This window comes from Mangrovimonas sp. DI 80 (assembly GCF_001975575.1).
Taxonomy (GTDB): domain Bacteria; phylum Bacteroidota; class Bacteroidia; order Flavobacteriales; family Flavobacteriaceae; genus Mangrovimonas_A; species Mangrovimonas_A xylaniphaga.
This window is the reverse complement of sequence record NZ_MSDT01000004.1, coordinates 189,465-206,159: the sequence shown is the minus strand read 5'-3', so window position 1 is coordinate 206,159 and position 16,695 is coordinate 189,465. Positions and strand designations below refer to the sequence as shown.

The 16,695-nt window shown below is 39.3% G+C and carries 16 protein-coding genes; 8 read left to right on the top strand and 8 right to left on the bottom strand.

All coding sequences use genetic code 11. The annotated features are described in order from the left end of the window. Positions 1 to 70 precede the first annotated feature (70 nt). From BKM32_RS08755 to BKM32_RS08740, 4 genes are all read left to right on the top strand, one after another. Positions 71 to 646 (top strand): cob(I)yrinic acid a,c-diamide adenosyltransferase, encoded by a 576-nt coding sequence (locus BKM32_RS08755; protein ID WP_076663469.1) that lies wholly within the window; start codon positions 71 to 73, stop codon positions 644 to 646. Positions 647 to 817: 171 nt separating this feature from the next. Beyond that, positions 818 to 1,039 (top strand): DUF2795 domain-containing protein, encoded by a 222-nt coding sequence (locus tag BKM32_RS08750; protein WP_010177336.1) that lies wholly within the window; start codon positions 818 to 820, stop codon positions 1,037 to 1,039. Positions 1,040 to 1,215: 176 nt separating this feature from the next. Continuing rightward, complete coding sequence (gene secA / locus BKM32_RS08745; RefSeq protein WP_053977483.1) at positions 1,216 to 4,569, top strand: preprotein translocase subunit SecA; 3,354 nt, start codon at positions 1,216 to 1,218, stop codon at positions 4,567 to 4,569. A gap of 164 nt (positions 4,570 to 4,733) precedes the next feature. After that, complete coding sequence (locus BKM32_RS08740; protein ID WP_083702141.1) at positions 4,734 to 5,756, top strand: SMP-30/gluconolactonase/LRE family protein; 1,023 nt, start codon at positions 4,734 to 4,736, stop codon at positions 5,754 to 5,756. Here the strand turns inward: BKM32_RS08740 and BKM32_RS08735 are convergent. The 4 genes from BKM32_RS08735 to BKM32_RS08720 all read right to left on the bottom strand — a co-directional run bounded on the left by BKM32_RS08735 (position 5,734) and on the right by BKM32_RS08720 (position 9,223). Next, positions 5,734 to 6,423 carry a peptidoglycan DD-metalloendopeptidase family protein gene (locus BKM32_RS08735; RefSeq protein ID WP_076663468.1) on the bottom strand — a complete coding sequence of 230 codons (690 nt, stop codon included), beginning with the start codon at positions 6,421 to 6,423 and terminating at the stop codon, positions 5,734 to 5,736. The two genes, BKM32_RS08740 and BKM32_RS08735, sit on opposite strands and share 23 nt — an antisense overlap. 63 nt (positions 6,424 to 6,486) lie before the next feature. Further along, positions 6,487 to 8,112, bottom strand: coding sequence for a hypothetical protein (locus tag BKM32_RS08730; protein ID WP_123812087.1), 1,626 nt, complete (start codon positions 8,110 to 8,112; stop codon positions 6,487 to 6,489). Positions 8,113 to 8,115: 3 nt separating this feature from the next. Continuing rightward, positions 8,116 to 8,688 carry a hypothetical protein gene (locus BKM32_RS08725; RefSeq protein ID WP_053977479.1) on the bottom strand — a complete coding sequence of 191 codons (573 nt, stop codon included), beginning with the start codon at positions 8,686 to 8,688 and terminating at the stop codon, positions 8,116 to 8,118. Next, positions 8,672 to 9,223, bottom strand: a complete 552-nt coding sequence (locus BKM32_RS08720) for an RNA polymerase sigma factor (protein ID WP_076663466.1) — start codon at positions 9,221 to 9,223, stop codon at positions 8,672 to 8,674. Before BKM32_RS08720 ends, BKM32_RS08725 begins: the two co-directional genes overlap by 17 nt. A 291-nt stretch (positions 9,224 to 9,514) precedes the next feature. On the opposite strand from BKM32_RS08720, the gene BKM32_RS08715 reads away from it, so the two are divergent. Beyond that, on the top strand, positions 9,515 to 10,090 hold the full coding sequence (locus tag BKM32_RS08715) for a DUF2911 domain-containing protein (protein ID WP_076663465.1): 576 nt from the start codon (positions 9,515 to 9,517) through the stop codon (positions 10,088 to 10,090). Between the two features lie 101 nt (positions 10,091 to 10,191). Here the strand turns inward: BKM32_RS08715 and BKM32_RS08710 are convergent, their stop codons facing one another. Then, positions 10,192 to 11,133: an NAD(P)-dependent oxidoreductase gene (locus BKM32_RS08710; protein ID WP_076663464.1), complete on the bottom strand. Its 942-nt coding sequence runs from the start codon at positions 11,131 to 11,133 to the stop codon at positions 10,192 to 10,194. 100 nt (positions 11,134 to 11,233) lie between these two features. Between BKM32_RS08710 and BKM32_RS08705 the strand changes: the two genes are divergently transcribed. The 3 genes from BKM32_RS08705 to BKM32_RS08695 are packed head-to-tail and all read left to right on the top strand — an operon-like array spanning position 11,234 to position 14,197. Continuing rightward, positions 11,234 to 11,950, top strand: coding sequence for a glycosyltransferase family 2 protein (locus BKM32_RS08705; protein WP_076663463.1), 717 nt, complete (start codon positions 11,234 to 11,236; stop codon positions 11,948 to 11,950). Then, positions 11,947 to 12,585, top strand: coding sequence for a lipid-A-disaccharide synthase N-terminal domain-containing protein (locus BKM32_RS08700; RefSeq protein WP_053977474.1), 639 nt, complete (start codon positions 11,947 to 11,949; stop codon positions 12,583 to 12,585). The genes BKM32_RS08705 and BKM32_RS08700 overlap by 4 nt, the downstream gene beginning before the upstream one ends. Beyond that, positions 12,563 to 14,197, top strand: coding sequence for a glycosyltransferase family 39 protein (locus tag BKM32_RS08695; RefSeq protein WP_076663462.1), 1,635 nt, complete (start codon positions 12,563 to 12,565; stop codon positions 14,195 to 14,197). Before BKM32_RS08700 ends, BKM32_RS08695 begins: the two co-directional genes overlap by 23 nt. Here the strand turns inward: BKM32_RS08695 and BKM32_RS08690 are convergent. From BKM32_RS08690 to BKM32_RS08680, 3 genes are read right to left on the bottom strand one after another with little or no spacing between them, the layout of a single operon-like run. Then, the gene (locus BKM32_RS08690) at positions 14,184 to 14,750 is read right to left on the bottom strand and encodes a phosphatase PAP2 family protein (RefSeq protein ID WP_076663461.1); all 567 of its coding nucleotides are present in this window, start codon (positions 14,748 to 14,750) and stop codon (positions 14,184 to 14,186) included. The two genes, BKM32_RS08695 and BKM32_RS08690, sit on opposite strands and share 14 nt — an antisense overlap. Before the next feature lie 2 nt (positions 14,751 to 14,752). Continuing rightward, positions 14,753 to 14,980 (bottom strand): hypothetical protein, encoded by a 228-nt coding sequence (locus BKM32_RS08685; RefSeq protein WP_076663460.1) that lies wholly within the window; start codon positions 14,978 to 14,980, stop codon positions 14,753 to 14,755. Positions 14,981 to 14,986: 6 nt separating this feature from the next. After that, positions 14,987 to 16,372 (bottom strand): MATE family efflux transporter, encoded by a 1,386-nt coding sequence (locus BKM32_RS08680; RefSeq protein ID WP_076663459.1) that lies wholly within the window; start codon positions 16,370 to 16,372, stop codon positions 14,987 to 14,989. Positions 16,373 to 16,695: the final 323 nt, after the last annotated feature.

Genomic DNA, 16,695 nt, shown 5'->3' with positions numbered 1-16,695 from the left:
CTAATTAGCTAGCAATAGAAACTTTACAAAATACTGTACCTTTGGGGCACGAATCTAGAATTTTGAACCCATGAAAATATACACCAAAACTGGAGACAAAGGTAGTACAGCCTTATTTGGCGGCACCCGCGTTCCCAAACACCATATACGCATAGAAAGCTACGGCACCGTAGATGAACTCAATTCCCATATCGGCCTTCTAAGGGACCAAGACATGGCTGCGGAATTCAAAGCCTTATTGGTAGATATCCAAAACCATTTGTTTACCGTAGGTGCCATTTTGGCCACCGACCCAGAAAAATGGACCTTAAAAAACGGCAAAGAACGTCTCAACATCCCAAAGATATCGGAAGCTGACATTCAAGTTTTGGAAACAGCCATTGACCAAATGAACGATAGTTTACCGCCTATGACACACTTTGTCCTGCCTGGAGGCCACCAAACCGTGTCATTCTGTCACATTGCTCGCTGTGTATGCCGTAGAGCTGAGCGTTTAGCCTCTGCTTTAAACGAGATCAGCCCCTTTCAACCAGAAACTTTAATGTATTTAAACCGTCTCTCAGACTATCTGTTTGTATTGGCACGAAAGTTGTCCTACGACTTGCAAGCCGAAGAAATTAAATGGATTCCTAAAAAAGAATCTTAATAAATTTTGGAAGTGCAATTTTTTTGTAGTATCCTAGAAAGAAAGTTAGGAATTTCACAAAAAAAGGACGCTCTTTTTATTAATGATTAGTTAACATTGAAATAATTCATTTTTTTCTTGACTTTTTCAACTAAAAATTTATTTTTGCAGAAAATTCTAAATCTATAAGAAATGTATTGGACCTTAGAACTCGCATCTTATTTAAGTGATGCTCCGTGGCCAGCCACTAAAGACGAATTAATAGATTATGCTATCCGTACAGGAGCGCCATTGGAAGTAGTTGAAAACCTACAAGCCATTGAGGATGAAGGTGATTCGTACGATTCTATTGAGGAGATCTGGTCAGACTATCCAACAGACGAAGATTACCTCTGGAACGAGGACGAATACTAAATAAATCAGAAAGAATAGTTAAAAAGTCTCAACATAGAGACTTTTTTTATACGCTATACTTTAATAAACATTGCACAAACCTTATCTTTGGAAGCCTTTAAACGCTTGCAAAGGCAACAACATATTTAATAACATATACGTTGGCATCCCACCAACGACAAGCTAAACAACACACCATGAGTTTTTTAAATTCAGTATTAAAAGTATTTGTTGGCGACAAATCCAAACAGGATGTCAAAGCAATTACACCCATAGTCAATAAAATAAAGTCCTTTGAAAGCGCCCTAGAACAACTGTCACATGATGAACTGCGTGCCAAGACAGCTGCTTTCAAAGCGCAAATTGCAGAAGCGAGACAGCCATTGAACGATAAAATGGAGGCCCTATTAAAAGAAGCTGAAGCCACTGAAGACATTGACAAAAGAGAAGATATATATGTAGAAATCGACGGTATCAAAGACGAAATCTACAAGGTTACCGAAACCGTTTTAACCGACATCCTTCCTGAAGCCTTTGCCGTAGTAAAGGAAACTGCAAAACGTTTTAAGGACAATACAACCATTTCTGTAACGGCCAACGCTTTCGATCGTGAACTATCAGGTTCCAAAGAATATGTGGTGCTTGAAGACGATAAAGCAGTTTGGGCCAATTCATGGGATGCCGCAGGAAAAGCCATTACTTGGGACATGGTACACTATGATGTACAGCTGATAGGTGGTATCACCATGCACCAAGGAAAAATTGCTGAAATGCAAACAGGGGAAGGGAAAACCTTGGTGGCCACCTTACCGGTATACCTTAACGCCCTTGCAGGGAAAGGGGTGCACTTGGTAACCGTAAACGACTATTTGGCAAAACGTGATAGTGCGTGGATGGCGCCGTTGTTTGAGTTCCACGGAATGAGCGTGGATTGTATCGACTACCACCAACCAAATTCTGCTGCTCGTAAAAAAGCCTACAATGCCGATATTACTTATGGTACCAACAACGAATTTGGTTTTGACTACCTACGTGATAACATGGCCCATTCGCCAGACGATTTGGTACAACGCCCACACCACTACGCTATCGTGGATGAGGTGGACTCGGTATTGATTGACGATGCCCGTACCCCATTGATCATTTCTGGACCAATCCCTCAGGGAGACCGTCATGAATTCACCGAATTAAAACCTAAAGTTGACTCTATTGTTGCTACCCAACGTCAATTTTTGACTGGAGTGTTGGCAGAAGCTAAAAAATTGATTACTTCCGGTGACACGAAAGAAGGAGGATTCCAATTATTACGTGTATACCGCGGGATGCCGAAGAACAAGGCACTTATAAAGTTTTTGAGTGAAGAAGGAATCAAAATGTTGCTTCAGAAAACTGAAAACTTCTACATGCAGGACAACAACCGAGAAATGCCGAAAATTGATGCGGAACTGTACTATGTAATTGATGAAAAAAACAACCAGGTAGAACTTACCGATAAAGGAGTAGAATATCTTTCGGGAAATGACGATCCTAATTTCTTCGTTATGCCGGAAATTGGCGTGGAAATTGCCAAAATCGAAGCTCAAAACCTTTCTAAAGAAGATGAAGCTGATGCCAAAGAGGAACTTTTCAGGGATTTTGGTGTAAAATCTGAGCGTATCCATACGCTTAGCCAATTGTTGAAAGCTTACGCCCTATTCGAGAAAGACATTCAATATGTAGTCATGGACAACAAGGTCATGATTGTGGATGAGCAAACGGGACGTATCATGGAAGGTCGTCGTTACAGCGACGGATTGCACCAAGCTATTGAGGCCAAGGAAAATGTAAAAATTGAGGACGCTACCCAAACCTTTGCTACCATTACGCTTCAAAACTATTTCAGAATGTACCGCAAACTTTCAGGAATGACAGGTACAGCAGTAACCGAAGCTGGGGAGTTCTGGGAAATCTACGAATTGGATGTTGTGGAGATTCCAACCAACAGACCAATTGCCCGTGATGACCGCGAAGATTTAGTCTATAAAACCAAGCGTGAAAAATACAACGCTGTAATCGACGAAGTAACCAAACTATCACAAGCAGGACGTCCTGTTTTGATTGGTACAACGTCAGTAGAAATCAGTGAACTTTTAGGGAAAATGTTGAGCATTCGCAAGATTCCTCACAATGTATTGAACGCAAAACTTCATAAAAAAGAGGCCGACATTGTTGCTGAAGCAGGACAACCAGGTCAAGTAACCATCGCCACCAACATGGCTGGTCGTGGTACCGATATTAAATTAACCGAAGCCGTGAAAGCTGCGGGTGGTTTGGCCATTATTGGTACCGAACGTCACGATTCTCGTCGTGTGGACCGTCAGTTGCGTGGTCGTTCTGGACGTCAAGGAGATCCAGGTAGTTCACAGTTCTACGTATCGCTTGAAGACAATCTAATGCGTTTGTTCGGTAGTGAGCGTATTGCAAAAATGATGGACCGAATGGGATTGGAAGAAGGAGAAGTAATTCAACACTCCATGATTTCCAAATCTATTGAGCGTGCACAGAAAAAAGTAGAAGAAAACAACTTTGGAATCCGTAAACGTTTATTGGAATACGATGATGTCATGAACGCCCAAAGGGAAGTCATCTATAAGCGTCGTCACCACGCCCTATTTGGAGAGCGTTTACGTGTGGATTTGGCCAACATGATTTATGATACAGCTGAAACTATTGCTGAATCCAACAAAGGAGCCAACGATTTTAAAAACTTCGAATTTGAACTGATTCGTTATTTCTCAATGAGTTCTCCGATTACTGAGGCTGAATTCGGAAAACAATCGGTACAGGAAATCGCTGGTAAAGTTTACAAAGCAGCATTTGAGCACTATCGTGAAAAAATGAACCGCAACGCAGAATTGGCCTTCCCTGTAATTCAAAATGTATTTGAAAACCAAGGCGATAAATTTAAGCGTATCGTAGTACCATTTACTGATGGGGTAAAAACGCTTCAAGTAGTAACAGACCTTCAAAAGGCCTACGAAACCAATGGTAAGCAACTTATCAATGACTTTGAAAAGAATATTACCTTGGCCATTGTGGACGACTCTTGGAAAACCCACTTGCGTAAAATGGACGAGTTGAAACAGTCTGTACAATTAGCGGTTCACGAACAAAAAGATCCGCTATTGATCTATAAATTTGAAGCCTTTGAATTGTTCAAGCGCATGTTGGATTCAGTGAACAAGGATGTAATTTCGTTCCTTTTCAAAGGGGAATTGCCTACAGAAACCCAAAGCACCATTCAGGAAGCTCGTGCCAAACGTGCAGAAAAACTGGAAACGACTAAAGAAGAAATTCCTAATATGGATGAGCGAGCTGCTCAAAGTCGTGCTGCCGGGAATACCCAAAGCCAGCCCGAAGCTGTAGAAACCGTTGTGAGGGACAAACCAAAAATTGGCCGTAACGACAAGGTTACCATCAAAAACGTCATGAGCGGTGAAAACAAAACCATGAAATTCAAACAAGCTGAGCCTTTATTGGCCAAGGGTGATTGGGTAATTATTGAAGAATAAACCACAATTACTAACCTATATTCTTAAAGCTCCTGATAAAACATCAGGAGCTTTTTTTATAGTGTTTATAGGGCTTTCGGACTATAAAAATCGCTTTTTCAATTATTTATATTGATTTTAAATCCGATTTTATTACTTTTATTCTCCATCAAAGAACTTAACCTATGCTATCGGTTTCTAAAGTCAAGACCAAATTTTACTCTTGCGCCCTGTTGACGCTGCTTCTTTCTGCATGGAGCTGTAACATTAAACAGCATAAAAAGCCAACGGATATGGCTCTAAAAACACAAGCCACCCTTGAATATAAAATTAAAGCCCAATTGGGAGAAGGCGCCTTTTGGAACCACGAAACCCAAGAATTATACTGGGTAGATATTGACGGCAAGGCTCTGCACATTTACAATCCAAAATCAAAAGCCGATAAGTCTATTGAAACGCCATCTAAAATAGGTACAGTGGTGCCCGTAGATGCCAATAGAGCTGTTGTAGCCCTTGAGGACGGTATTTATATTTTACAAATAGACACTAAAACTTTCACCCTATTGTCGGATGTTGAGGCCAATATCCCAAGCAATCGTTTTAACGATGGAAAATGTGATCCTTCAGGTCGCCTTTGGGTAGGTTCCATGGGCTTGGAACAACGTCCCCACGATGCTAAACTCTATATGATAGACCAAAAAGGGAATGCTCAACTGAAGAAAGATAGCGTAACCATTTCAAATGGTATTGTTTGGACTAAAGACAAACACACCATGTACTATATAGACACGCCTACAGCAGAAATCAAGGCTTATGACTACGATGATACAACTGCTGAAATTTCAAACGAACGCGTGGTTGTGAAAGTTCCAGATTCCTTAGGTTTTCCTGATGGCATGACCATTGATGAAGAAGACAAGCTATGGGTTGGTATGTGGAATGGTAATGCAGTGATTCGCTTCGATCCATTAAGTGGCGAGGTGCTTTCTAAAATACAGGTACCTGCTCATAATGTGACCTCTTGCGCCTTTGGAGGCGAGAATTTGGAAACCCTTTTTATCACAACTTCCAGTCAAGACATGACTACAGATGAATATGGCACTTATCCTTTGGCAGGTTCTATCTTTATGGCGGTGCCCGGTGTAAAAGGAGTAAAAAGTCCGTTTTTTAAAGCCGAACAAAATATTATAACTGCAGTAGAAAATTAGGATCCGGACAATTATTTCGATAGAAGTCTACTTCCAATTTATGGCATACCCCAGGATAGTCCCCTACCTTTCCCTGCAAATCCCTAATAATCTGAAAATGCAAATGTGGAGGATAATCACCATTAACGGCAGCAGCCCCCAATGATGCAAACACTTCTCCTTTTTCTATAGGCTTCCCAACTGATACGGTTTCCAAAGATTCTAGACTTAAATGACCGTACAATGTATAGAAAACTTCCCCTTCTGCATTGTGTTCCAAAATAATGGTAGGCCCATAATCTCCAAAATTAGTATTGTTTTGAAAGCTATGTACACGTCCAGCTAAAGGCGCGTAAACCCCTGTCCCTTGTTTTGCCCAAAAATCCATCCCCAGATGAATTGAACGTTCCAAATCACCATCCTTAGGTTTAAAATGTGTGCTCCTCTGGTAAATATTGCGTTCTTCCAAATAGCCTCCAAAAGCTACTTTAGCATTATGAGTTTCTAAATGGGAATTGACAAATGCTTCCAATTTTGAGCTATTGGAAACATCAACGGATTGAAGTAATGCATTGTTTTTGGAAAGGTCCAATAACACATAGCTTTCCCTAGAAATATTCGTATCCAAAACCATCGGTTTTGAATTGCCTAAACCTATAAGTAACTGGGAAAACTCCGTAGCTGTCATTGTCTCAATGTTTCTTCAAAAATAGCATTCTCTATTAAGATAATCTCCAAATGACTTCAGATATTATCGCATAGTAACATGACTAAATTTAGCATTGATCACAATACTTTTATTGCTGCTTAACAAATTATTGGAAAAGGAAGACATATTTTGTGAAGGGTCCTTTTGGGGATGACTAAATCTGGAGCGATTACCATTGTACTGCAGGTTATGTTCTGTTTTGGGCAGATTAATAATAGCATCGCTATTTTCTAGAACGACATTAAGGTTTTGAAAGGAATCGTCAATTTTATCGATGGTCAAGTCGCCAAAACTTCCGTTGATAACCGCATTTCCCTTTAAGGCTTCAATGCTAATATTAGAGGAATTGGAACTAAGCACCAATCTATCAGCCGACTTGATGTGAGCCTCCTCCACATAATTCAATTTGAGTTCTCCCATATCCCAAACATCCACCCAAATTGGCGAATAGGCCACATTGATGGAAGTATGCTTTCCATCAATGTGATTGGCCAATAAAGTGGCATAAGACAATTCGCCCTTAAGGTCTTTAATGGTTGAAGAGAGTTTCAATTCTCCATGTCGGACATTCATTTTCAGCTTGGCATCTTTGGGCATTTTTATCTTAATCACCCTTTTCACCTTGCTTTTTCTGGCTTCCATGGAGCGCTCCAGTTCTTCACGACGTTGTTCATGAAACTGTTGGCGCTCTTCAAAACGTTTCATTCGTTCTTCTTCTCTGCGTTGTTGGGCCTCGATACGCTGTTCCAACTGTTTTTCCATTTCAGCTTGACGACGTTCCTGTTGTGCTTGACGTCTTTCTAATTCTCGAGTGTGCATTTCTATCTCCTTTTCGTGACGCTTCTCCCATTCACGCATCTTTTCTTCATAGGCTTTGCCCCATTCTTCATCAAACTGTTTGCTCCAGTTTTCCATTTTCATTTGGTATTCTTCACCAAACTGTTTTCCAAAGGCTTCTCCCCAAACTTTCATTTGCTCTTCATAAGCCTTGAAATCTACCTTACTCATTTCCTTGGCCCAAGCTTTCATTTTATCCTTGTAGGCTTTACCGTATTTTTTTTCATACTCCCTACTCCATTCTTCCAAATATTTCTCTCCCTCCTTTTTATAGGCTTCTGTATCAAAATGTACATTATGGATCCCTTCGGGAAGTTCTGGCAACTCTGGAAGCGCGGGCATTTCTGGCATAGCCATATCCGGAAGTTCCGGCATCGGGGGCATCTCAGGTAATTCTGGAAGCTCGGGAAGTGCTGGCAATTGTGCCAACTCAAACTCTAGATCCCGGATGGCATCGAATTCAAAATTATAGTCGAAATCGAAATCGCCTACATAAACCCCATTCCAACTGGTTCCCGGTTCTTTGGAATGGATTGAAATCAAATTTCCAGAACCATCAACGGTCAACTTCCAGGCCTTCATGGCGGCTTCCAATTCTGCAGCGGAGAGTTTATCGCTTTCAACATAAGCTTCAATTTCCACCACATCGCGGTTCCAAGTATCTACTTCAATCTGAACATGACTGGTATTTAAATCGATGGTGACATCATCGGCCACTTTTATGGACTGCGATACTTTATTTAGTTTCTGCTGTGCCGATACGCTTAACGTTACGACGAGCAACAATAGCCCTAACAGGCGTTTATAGGTATGTGTCATTGTTGTTTTCATTTGTTATACATTGTCCTGACCAAACTCGGAATCGTTCAGGTCTTTTAATTGTTCTTTTAAACGGTACAATAGGTTAAGGCGTAATTTCAGATTATCTATCAAGGCGCTTACGGTCAACTCATTTGGACCTGACTGAGTCAATTCCACAGACAGGCGCTGGTATTCCTTATTCAATTCCTCAAGGCGTACCACATAGCTATCAAACAGCTCCTTATTATCGTCATTCAACTCCACTTTGGACAGTTCCAAATTGATGTTGGCCAGATAATAATCTTCCACCTTTTTTAAATCTGGGGAAATATCTCCCAAAGATTTCAGGTTTGAAGCCATCTCTTTTGTTTTATCGGGAGTTACGGTTTCTTTCCCCTCGTAAAAGGTGTAAGCTCCAATTGCCAACCCAAGCATAACCACAATACTCGCCGCCATACTAATTATCCTAAACATTGGACGGGAGTGCTTTTGTTGTGGTAGTTCGGCTTCCAATTTCTCCAAAAAACGGGCTTCGTGCCCTTTAGGCATTACTTGATTGGATACCTTGGATTCCTCCTTAAACAGATTTCTAATATCTTGTGCCATTGTTCCTTTGTATTAATAGTTCTTTTAATTTAATCTTCCCTCTTGAGAGTTGGGTTCTGGAGGCCACTTCGGTAATGTTGAGGATTTCTGAAATCTCCTGATGGTCATAACCTTCCATCAAATACAACATCACCACATATTTATACCTTTCCGGTAATTCTTGAATAGCCGCTTTGACATCTTCCAAGCCAAGGGAATCTTCTACCAACCAATTGTCATCTTCTGGACCATCGACCACCTTGAGGTGCACCTCTTCCAATTGCAACAAATGTTCCTTTTTGGATTTTAAAAGATCGATGCTTTTGTTGATGACAATACGTTTTAACCAAGCTCCAAAAGTAACTTCTGCCTTATATTGGTGCAGTTTGGTAAAGGCTTTGATAAAAGACTCCTGTACGATATCTTCAGCTTCCATGGAGTCCTTCACAAAACGCATGGCCACCACAAACATGCCGTCGCAATATTGCTTGTACAACTGCAATTGTGCCGCACGGTTGTTGTGCTTGCATTTCTCAATAAGGTCAATTTGAAACATTCGCTTCGAAACTTTTTGGTTACTCGGTTAAGTTCTTCTTAAAGACGTCTAAAAAAATAAAGTGTGGCAAATGGTGTTATTTTTTTCTGCCTACTAGGTCATTTTTATGTATTTGAAATACAAAGTAGCATTTAAACACGCTTTACAACTTTCTATCTGTTATAAAATTACGGGAATTCCTTTAAAATTGAATTCCATTTGTAATGGCATACTAAAGCCTGTATAATTAACGTTCTGCTGTTTTGAAAGCTTTTCAATATCCTTATATTTACACTTCAAATTAGATGGCGAATGAATAGATTTTTTAAATGGGTATTATGGGTACTGTTGGTGGTTGCAATTGGTCTTTTTTTATACTCTTTTTTTGTTGAAAATATCTTCTCAAAACGTTTGAGTCCAAAGGATAAAATAGAGTTTACCCTGAACGATCTGGACCTAAAAGTACAATACAACCGTCCTTACAAAAAAGGAAGGGAAATTTTTGGGGGCTTGGTGCCTTATGACCAAGTATGGCGTACTGGAGCAAACGAAGCCACAACTTTTGAAACCAACAAACCGCTTTACATTCAAGGAATAGCCATTCCAAAAGGTATTTATACGCTTTGGACAATTCCAAGCGATAGTTCTTGGAACGTGATTTTAAATACCAAACTTTATCCTTGGGGTGTGGATGAACAAATGAAACCTATGCGCGAGCCGCAATACGATATTTTGGAAATAGAAGTTCCTGTAGAATCTTTAAACAATACGGTGGAGCAGTTTACCATTGGGTTTGATAATACTACTGGCAATTTAGACTTGACCATGGCTTGGGACCAAACTAAAGTTGCGGTACCTATTTCTGTTAAAAAGGATACCTTACCTTAAGATTTATAGATCTAAATTGAAACACCATTTCAAGTTTCGACATAAAAAATAAAGGGTACACAATGTGTACCCTTTATTTTTATAATATCCGTTAAATCTCTTTATAAAAACGTTTCCTTATACCATGCCACTTGGGCTTTTACCGCTTCCAACAAGGAGGTTTGTGGATTGTAATCCAATAAACGGCGTGCCTTATCAATATTGGCCTTGGTACGCAATTGATCTCCAGGACGCTTAGGAATCACATTAATGGCTATAGGTTTACCCAATACTTCTGCAACGGCATCAATACCATCCTGTGTGGTGTGTTCTAATTCCGTCCCCAGATTGATAACCTCTCCATTCACCTTGTCTTCCTTTCCAACAACACTTACAATCCCGTCAACAATATCACCTACATAAGTAAAACTCCTCAAGTGTGTATCGCTGCCTTCATACAAAGGAAATGCTTCTCCCTTAATTCCCAATTCAATTAATTTGGTGTACATTTTTTCAGGGCGCTCCCTTGGCCCTATCACCGAATACAAACGCAACGAACACGCCTTAAACAATTGTTCCCTACTTTTTTGAAGTACCATTTGTTCAGCCGCCAACTTAGTCACTCCATAGTGTGAAGCTGGTTTTGGCGCGACATCTTCTGTAAAAGTAGCTTCCAAACCATAAATGGAGGACGTAGCAATATTTACAAACAATTTAAGGTTGGGACATTCCAAAGCATAATCCACAAGTTGCTTTGTAGCCAAAATATTGTTGCTTAAATAATCTTCAAAAGTGGACGTGGTAGAAATACCTGGCTGTGCCGCAAAATGAAAAATATAGTCTACATCTGTAGGCAACACCTCTGAAAGTGCCTCATCCCTAAGGTCCTTCTTGATAATTGAGATCCCCTTTTTAGCAAGTGCTTCGGCATTTATTTCCTTGGAAGCTACACTATAATAAGGACAAAAATTATCCACTCCAATCACTTCATGTCCCAAGGACTGCAAAAGTTCTGCTGTGTGGGATCCTATAAATCCGGCGGCTCCCGTAACAAGTATTTTCATTTGTGACACTGTTTTAGACAAAGTAACAACTATTATATCAATAAGAATAATTTCGATTTACTTAAAAAAGAATATTTTTGTACCACCTAATACATTTTAGATGCATTACAAATTTACCATAATTGTTCCTGTTTACAATGAAGAAGATAATTTAGAACGCGTGGAACAGGAATTATTGGCCTATACCAAAATTGCAAGCGTCCCAAGCTCCGTGTTATTTGTAAACGATGGCTCCAAAGACAATAGCCAGCAACTTATTGAAACCATTTGCAATAGAAACGACGCTTTTAATTACATTCTCTTTAAGGAAAATAGAGGTTTAAGCGCCGCCATTAAAGCCGGTTTTGACTATGCCGACACCGAATTAGTGGGCTATATCGATTCTGATTTACAAACCGATCCTCAGGATTTCAACCTACTATTGGAACACATTGGAGAATACGATCTTGTTACCGGCGTAAGAGCTGACAGAAAAGATTCCTTTGTAAAAAATATGTCTTCCAAAATTGCCAACGGTATCAGAAGAGCTTTTACCCACGATGGGATGGATGATACAGGTTGCCCATTAAAAGTCATTAAAGCCGACTATGCCAAAAGAATCCCAATGTTTAAAGGCCTTCACCGTTTTTTACCTGCAATGATCTTATTGCAAAACGGAAAGATATTGCAAGTCCCTGTGAAGCATTTCCCTAGAATTGCTGGAACCGCAAAATTTGGACTTTGGAATAGACTTATCGGTCCTTTAATGGACTGCTTCGCCTACTTATGGATGAAGAAAAAATACATCAACTATACGGTTTCCAAATCAAGTAAATGAGCGATTGGCTAATATACAGTATTGGGTTTATCGCCCAAACCTTGTTTTCCTCCAGGTTAATCATTCAATGGGTCACTTCGGAAAAACAACAAAAAGTCATCACTCCTACCCTGTTTTGGTCACTTAGCTTGATCGCTTCCTTTTTATTGTTTGTGTATGGCTATTTACGTAACGATTTTGCCATCATGCTTGGGCAGGGTCTTACCTATTACATTTACATCCGCAATCTACAGCTACAAGGAGAATGGCAAAAACTATTCAAACCCCTGCAATATTTTTTATTGGGGTTTCCTGTGCTTATTGTAGTCTATTATTACAACAACAATATTATTGATAGGGAACTGCTGTTTAAAAACGAAGCCATTCCATTCTGGCTCTTGCTTTTGGGAATTGTGTCCCAAGTAATTTTCACCCTTCGGTTTGTGTACCAATGGATTTATTCCGAACGAAGAAAACAATCGGAATTGCCTTTTGGATTTTGGCTTTTGAGCCTTATAGGTTCCTTGCTCATTTTAACCTATGCCATTATAAGAAAAGACCCTGTTCTTTTTACCGGCCATAGTTTGGGATCGTTTATTTATGCCCGAAATTTACTTTTAATAAGAAAATCAAATGCTCAAAAAACTTCAGCATAACCCTATCATTGCACTACTTTTATTTGTAGTGTTGATGTTAGGATTTACGATTCACTACCTTCCAGTTAGCATTATGGAAGCCCGTAATTTTATTACAGCCCGAGAAATGTTAACCGACGGCAATTGGCTTTTGACCACCATGAACGGGGAAGCGCGTTACGAAAAACCACCATTACCTACTTGGTTTACGGCCATTTTCGCTCAAATATTTGGAATTACAAAATTGACAGCCCTCAGGTTTCCTGCCATTATTTTTATTGCCCTTACAGGAATTTTTACATTTTTGCTTTCAAAACAGCTTACGGAAAACACCAAGCACAGCTTTATAAATGCCTTGATTGTAGTAACGTCTTTCTATGTCATCGGCATTACTATGGAAGCGCCCTGGGATATCTTCACCCATGGTTTTATGCTTATGGGGATTTATTTTCTGTTTCAGTTTTTTCAAACTCCAAACGCCAACTACAAATATGCCCTCATTGCAGGGGTTATGTTGGGAGGCTCCATTCTTTGCAAAGGTCCCGTTTCCTTTTATGCACTATTGCTTCCGTTTCTTATATCTTACGGTATTGTTTACAAATACAAAGCCATTACAAAAAAAATCCCAGCACTTTTGCTGTTCCTTGTTACAGGACTCATTATTGGGGGATGGTGGTATCTGTATGTTAGACTAAATGATCCCGGTACGTTTGCTAAAATTGCAGAAAGAGAAACTGGCAATTGGGGAAGTTACAACGTAAGACCGTTTTACTACTATTGGAGCTTTTTCACCCAAAGCGGCATTTGGACCATTCCTGCTTTTATAGGTCTCCTATACCCTTATCTCAAATCACGGGTATCGAACTTAAAAGCCTACCGTTTTAGTTTTTATTGGACAATTTTGGCTGTGGTTTTGTTGTCTATTGTACCAGAAAAGAAATCTAGATACTTAATGCCTGTACTTATTCCATTGGCAATTAACACTGGATTTTATATTGAATACCTGTTTCGAAGCTTTAAGAATCTTAAAGATAAAAGAGAAACCATTCCAGTGTATTTCAATTTTGGATTGATTGCTTTAATTGGAGTGGCATTTCCTGTTGTGACCTACTTCTTTTTAGGTTCCAACATGTCCAACTATTGGTTTCCTTATATACTTACTTCGGTTACCGTTTTAAGCCTATGCATTGGAATCATAATACAATTGAAGAAGAAAGATTTCCCTAAAGTATTTTATTTTACAGTACTGTTTTTCGCTTCTTTATTCCTAACAGGGTTGCCTTTGGCCAATGCCTTAAAAGGCTCCAATTACAAGCCAGTTTCCAATTTAAAAGTCGAAGCAGATGAAGAGCAACTTCAGGTTTATGGATTGGGCTACGTTTCTCCTGAAGTGATATGGCAATTTGGAGACAAAATTCCTTCATTAAAAACTGAAGAAGGTACATTTCAGCTTCCAGAAACAGATGCATTCGGACTCCTAACCCAAAAATTATCAGAGGAAGATAAAGTCTTCTTATCCAATCAATACGAGATGGAGTTTCAAACCACTTTCGATTTGAACTTAGCAGAAAAAGACTCCAAAAAACATAATGGTAGGCTAGTGAACGAGTATTATATTCTTAGGAAGAAATAAATCGGGAATCAGCCTTTTGTTTGAGTTTGTAAAACAAAAAACCGGATATCGCTCCAAAGGTCATTCCGCAAATAATATCCAAAGGATAATGCACGCCCACATAAATCCTGCTATAAGCCACAAAAGCACTCCAAAACAATAGAGCAAAAATCAAGGATTTATAATAGGGTCTCAATAACAAACCTGTAAAAACCGCTATAGCCATAGAATTGGCGGCATGTGCAGAAAAGAAACCATAGCGACCGCAACGTTCTGCAATATATCGCATTTGCTCCATTAAGTCAGCTTCTTTACAAGGTCTAGGACGTTGCACACCATGTTTGAACAAACTACTAATCTGGTCTGTAAAAGCAATCATAAAAGCAATCACAACTACAGAAATCAGCAATGACTTGGCTCCCATTTTTCTGTAAAGCAAATACAGTAATACCCCATACAAAGGTATAAAGGTAAATTTATTGGTGACCGCCAACCAAAAGCCATCCCATGTAGGATTGCCCAAATTATTTAACCATAAAAATAAATCGGTGTCATACTGAATGAGTTGCTCCATGCCTACTCTTCGTAACGTGCCACCTCACGGTCATAAAAGTCGGTAGCTGCATTAATCAAATTTTCAATTTCAGCCTCCACTTCCTTTTGATCGTGTTCGTCGAACTCTTCCAACCATTCAATATCATCGTTTTCCAAATTGATGATGAACCTAGGAAAATCGGTATGAACAATATAAATGGCTTCAGGGAAATCGGTGTTGTCTCCCAATAAAAATTTAGGTAATTCCATCGTGTATTATGAATCTAATTTGTTTGTTTCTATTAATTTATTGGTCAAATAATTGAACCTGATGTACAATAAAATGGCCGCTGCGGTCAAACCGGCCAAAAGGCCTATCCAAATTCCAAAACTGCCATAGGCTTCTTCCTTCCCTAAAAACACACAAACAGGAAACCCAATGACCCAATAGGATATAAAAGTAATGATTGTTGGTATTTTTACATCCTGTAAACCTCTTAAGGCACCCAACATCACCACTTGGATACTATCGCTAATCTGAAAAAATCCCGCCACGATTAACAGTGTTGAAGCTATGCCAACCACTTCGGCATTATCCATGGCATTTTTAGCATCATTAAAATCTACATATAGTTTTGGTAAACTTCCGTGGAACGCGTAAAAAAACAGTCCAAAAATCACCGCAAAGATAAAGCCCATTAAAAAGATGGAGAAGGCAATTCGTCTTAATTCGGTATAATTTTGTAGTCCTTTTTGATTACCTACTCTAATCATGGCAGCCACACTCAATCCTGTAGCCACCATAAAGGTCATTGAAGATAGGTTTAATGCAATTTGATTGGCCGCTTGGGGATTTTTACCCAACAACCCACTTAACCAAATAGCACCCGTAAAAATGGCTACTTCAAAAAACATTTGCATGGCACTGGGGGTTCCCAGTTTTAAGAGCTGGCGCAACATCAATCTATCGAGTACAAATATTTTAATATGGGTTACAAAGGCCTTGGATTTTTCTTTTTTCATTAACAACATCCATAAGAAAGCCACCATTATAAATCTGGATGCCAAGGTTCCGTAAGCAGCACCAACAATTCCTAGTTCTGGAAATCCAAACTTTCCAAAAATGAAAATATAATTCAATACTACATTTACTATGTTGCCCAATAAGGTAGCGTACATAGGGTATTTGGTCATGGACAAACCATCACTGAATTGCTTAAAAGCCTGAAACACGATTAATGGAATCAAGGAGAATGCCACCAAATCCAAATAAGGCATGGCATATTCCACAACCTCTGTAGGTTGCTTCATCAAATACATCAAAGGCTTGGAAAAATAAACCACCAAGAACAACAAAATACCCAAGAGCGTACACAAAAACAAGCCGTGTTTAAAAGCTGATTTTCCTTGTTGAAAATCCTCGGCACCATCGGCTTCTGCCACCAAAGGCGTAATGGCTGTAGAAAAGCCTATTCCTAAGGACATGGCGATGAACATAAAACTGTTTCCCAAGGACACTGCCGCCAATTCGGCGGTCCCCAATTGTCCCACCATAACGTTGTCTACAAAGCTCACAAAAGTATGGCCCAACATCCCTAACATCACGGGGGCTGCCAACTTCCAATTGTATTTAAACTCTTTGGTATAAAGGGAAAGATTCACGTTATTCTTTTTAATGCGACAAAGATATGCTTTTATAACGTATAGTAAAGAAGAAGCCGAAACACTGTATTTAATTACAAATCAATTAATTACATTTAAAATTGTTAATAACTCCTTTAGGAATTCCTTTTAACAAAAGCATTTAATTCCTAAATTTAAGTAATTATTTGAGTTAGTTCTAGTTGAAACTTTTTACGCCATAATTTTTGAGGGATTTTAAAGATTAAGTCGTGAATGGTTTCAAACAAAAAGGAGACAAGATCTCCTTTTTGTTATTTTATGGCTTACCGTTTTAGTTGGCATTTGGCAAACCGCCTTCCTTT

Bases quoted from the DNA above. Each gene is read 5' to 3' on its own strand.
- BKM32_RS08755 (WP_076663469.1), top strand. From the start codon at position 71: ATGAAAATATACACCAAAACTGGAGACAAAGGTAGTACAGCCTTATTT.
- BKM32_RS08750 (WP_010177336.1), top strand. From the start codon at position 818: ATGTATTGGACCTTAGAACTCGCATCTTATTTAAGTGATGCTCCGTGG.
- secA (WP_053977483.1), top strand. From the start codon at position 1,216: ATGAGTTTTTTAAATTCAGTATTAAAAGTATTTGTTGGCGACAAATCC.
- BKM32_RS08740 (WP_083702141.1), top strand. From the start codon at position 4,734: ATGCTATCGGTTTCTAAAGTCAAGACCAAATTTTACTCTTGCGCCCTG.
- BKM32_RS08735 (WP_076663468.1), bottom strand. From the start codon at position 6,423: ATGACAGCTACGGAGTTTTCCCAGTTACTTATAGGTTTAGGCAATTCA.
- BKM32_RS08730 (WP_123812087.1), bottom strand. From the start codon at position 8,112: ATGAAAACAACAATGACACATACCTATAAACGCCTGTTAGGGCTATTG.
- BKM32_RS08725 (WP_053977479.1), bottom strand. From the start codon at position 8,688: ATGGCACAAGATATTAGAAATCTGTTTAAGGAGGAATCCAAGGTATCC.
- BKM32_RS08720 (WP_076663466.1), bottom strand. From the start codon at position 9,223: ATGTTTCAAATTGACCTTATTGAGAAATGCAAGCACAACAACCGTGCG.
- BKM32_RS08715 (WP_076663465.1), top strand. From the start codon at position 9,515: ATGAATAGATTTTTTAAATGGGTATTATGGGTACTGTTGGTGGTTGCA.
- BKM32_RS08710 (WP_076663464.1), bottom strand. From the start codon at position 11,133: ATGAAAATACTTGTTACGGGAGCCGCCGGATTTATAGGATCCCACACA.
- BKM32_RS08705 (WP_076663463.1), top strand. From the start codon at position 11,234: ATGCATTACAAATTTACCATAATTGTTCCTGTTTACAATGAAGAAGAT.
- BKM32_RS08700 (WP_053977474.1), top strand. From the start codon at position 11,947: ATGAGCGATTGGCTAATATACAGTATTGGGTTTATCGCCCAAACCTTG.
- BKM32_RS08695 (WP_076663462.1), top strand. From the start codon at position 12,563: ATGCTCAAAAAACTTCAGCATAACCCTATCATTGCACTACTTTTATTT.
- BKM32_RS08690 (WP_076663461.1), bottom strand. From the start codon at position 14,750: ATGGAGCAACTCATTCAGTATGACACCGATTTATTTTTATGGTTAAAT.
- BKM32_RS08685 (WP_076663460.1), bottom strand. From the start codon at position 14,980: ATGGAATTACCTAAATTTTTATTGGGAGACAACACCGATTTCCCTGAA.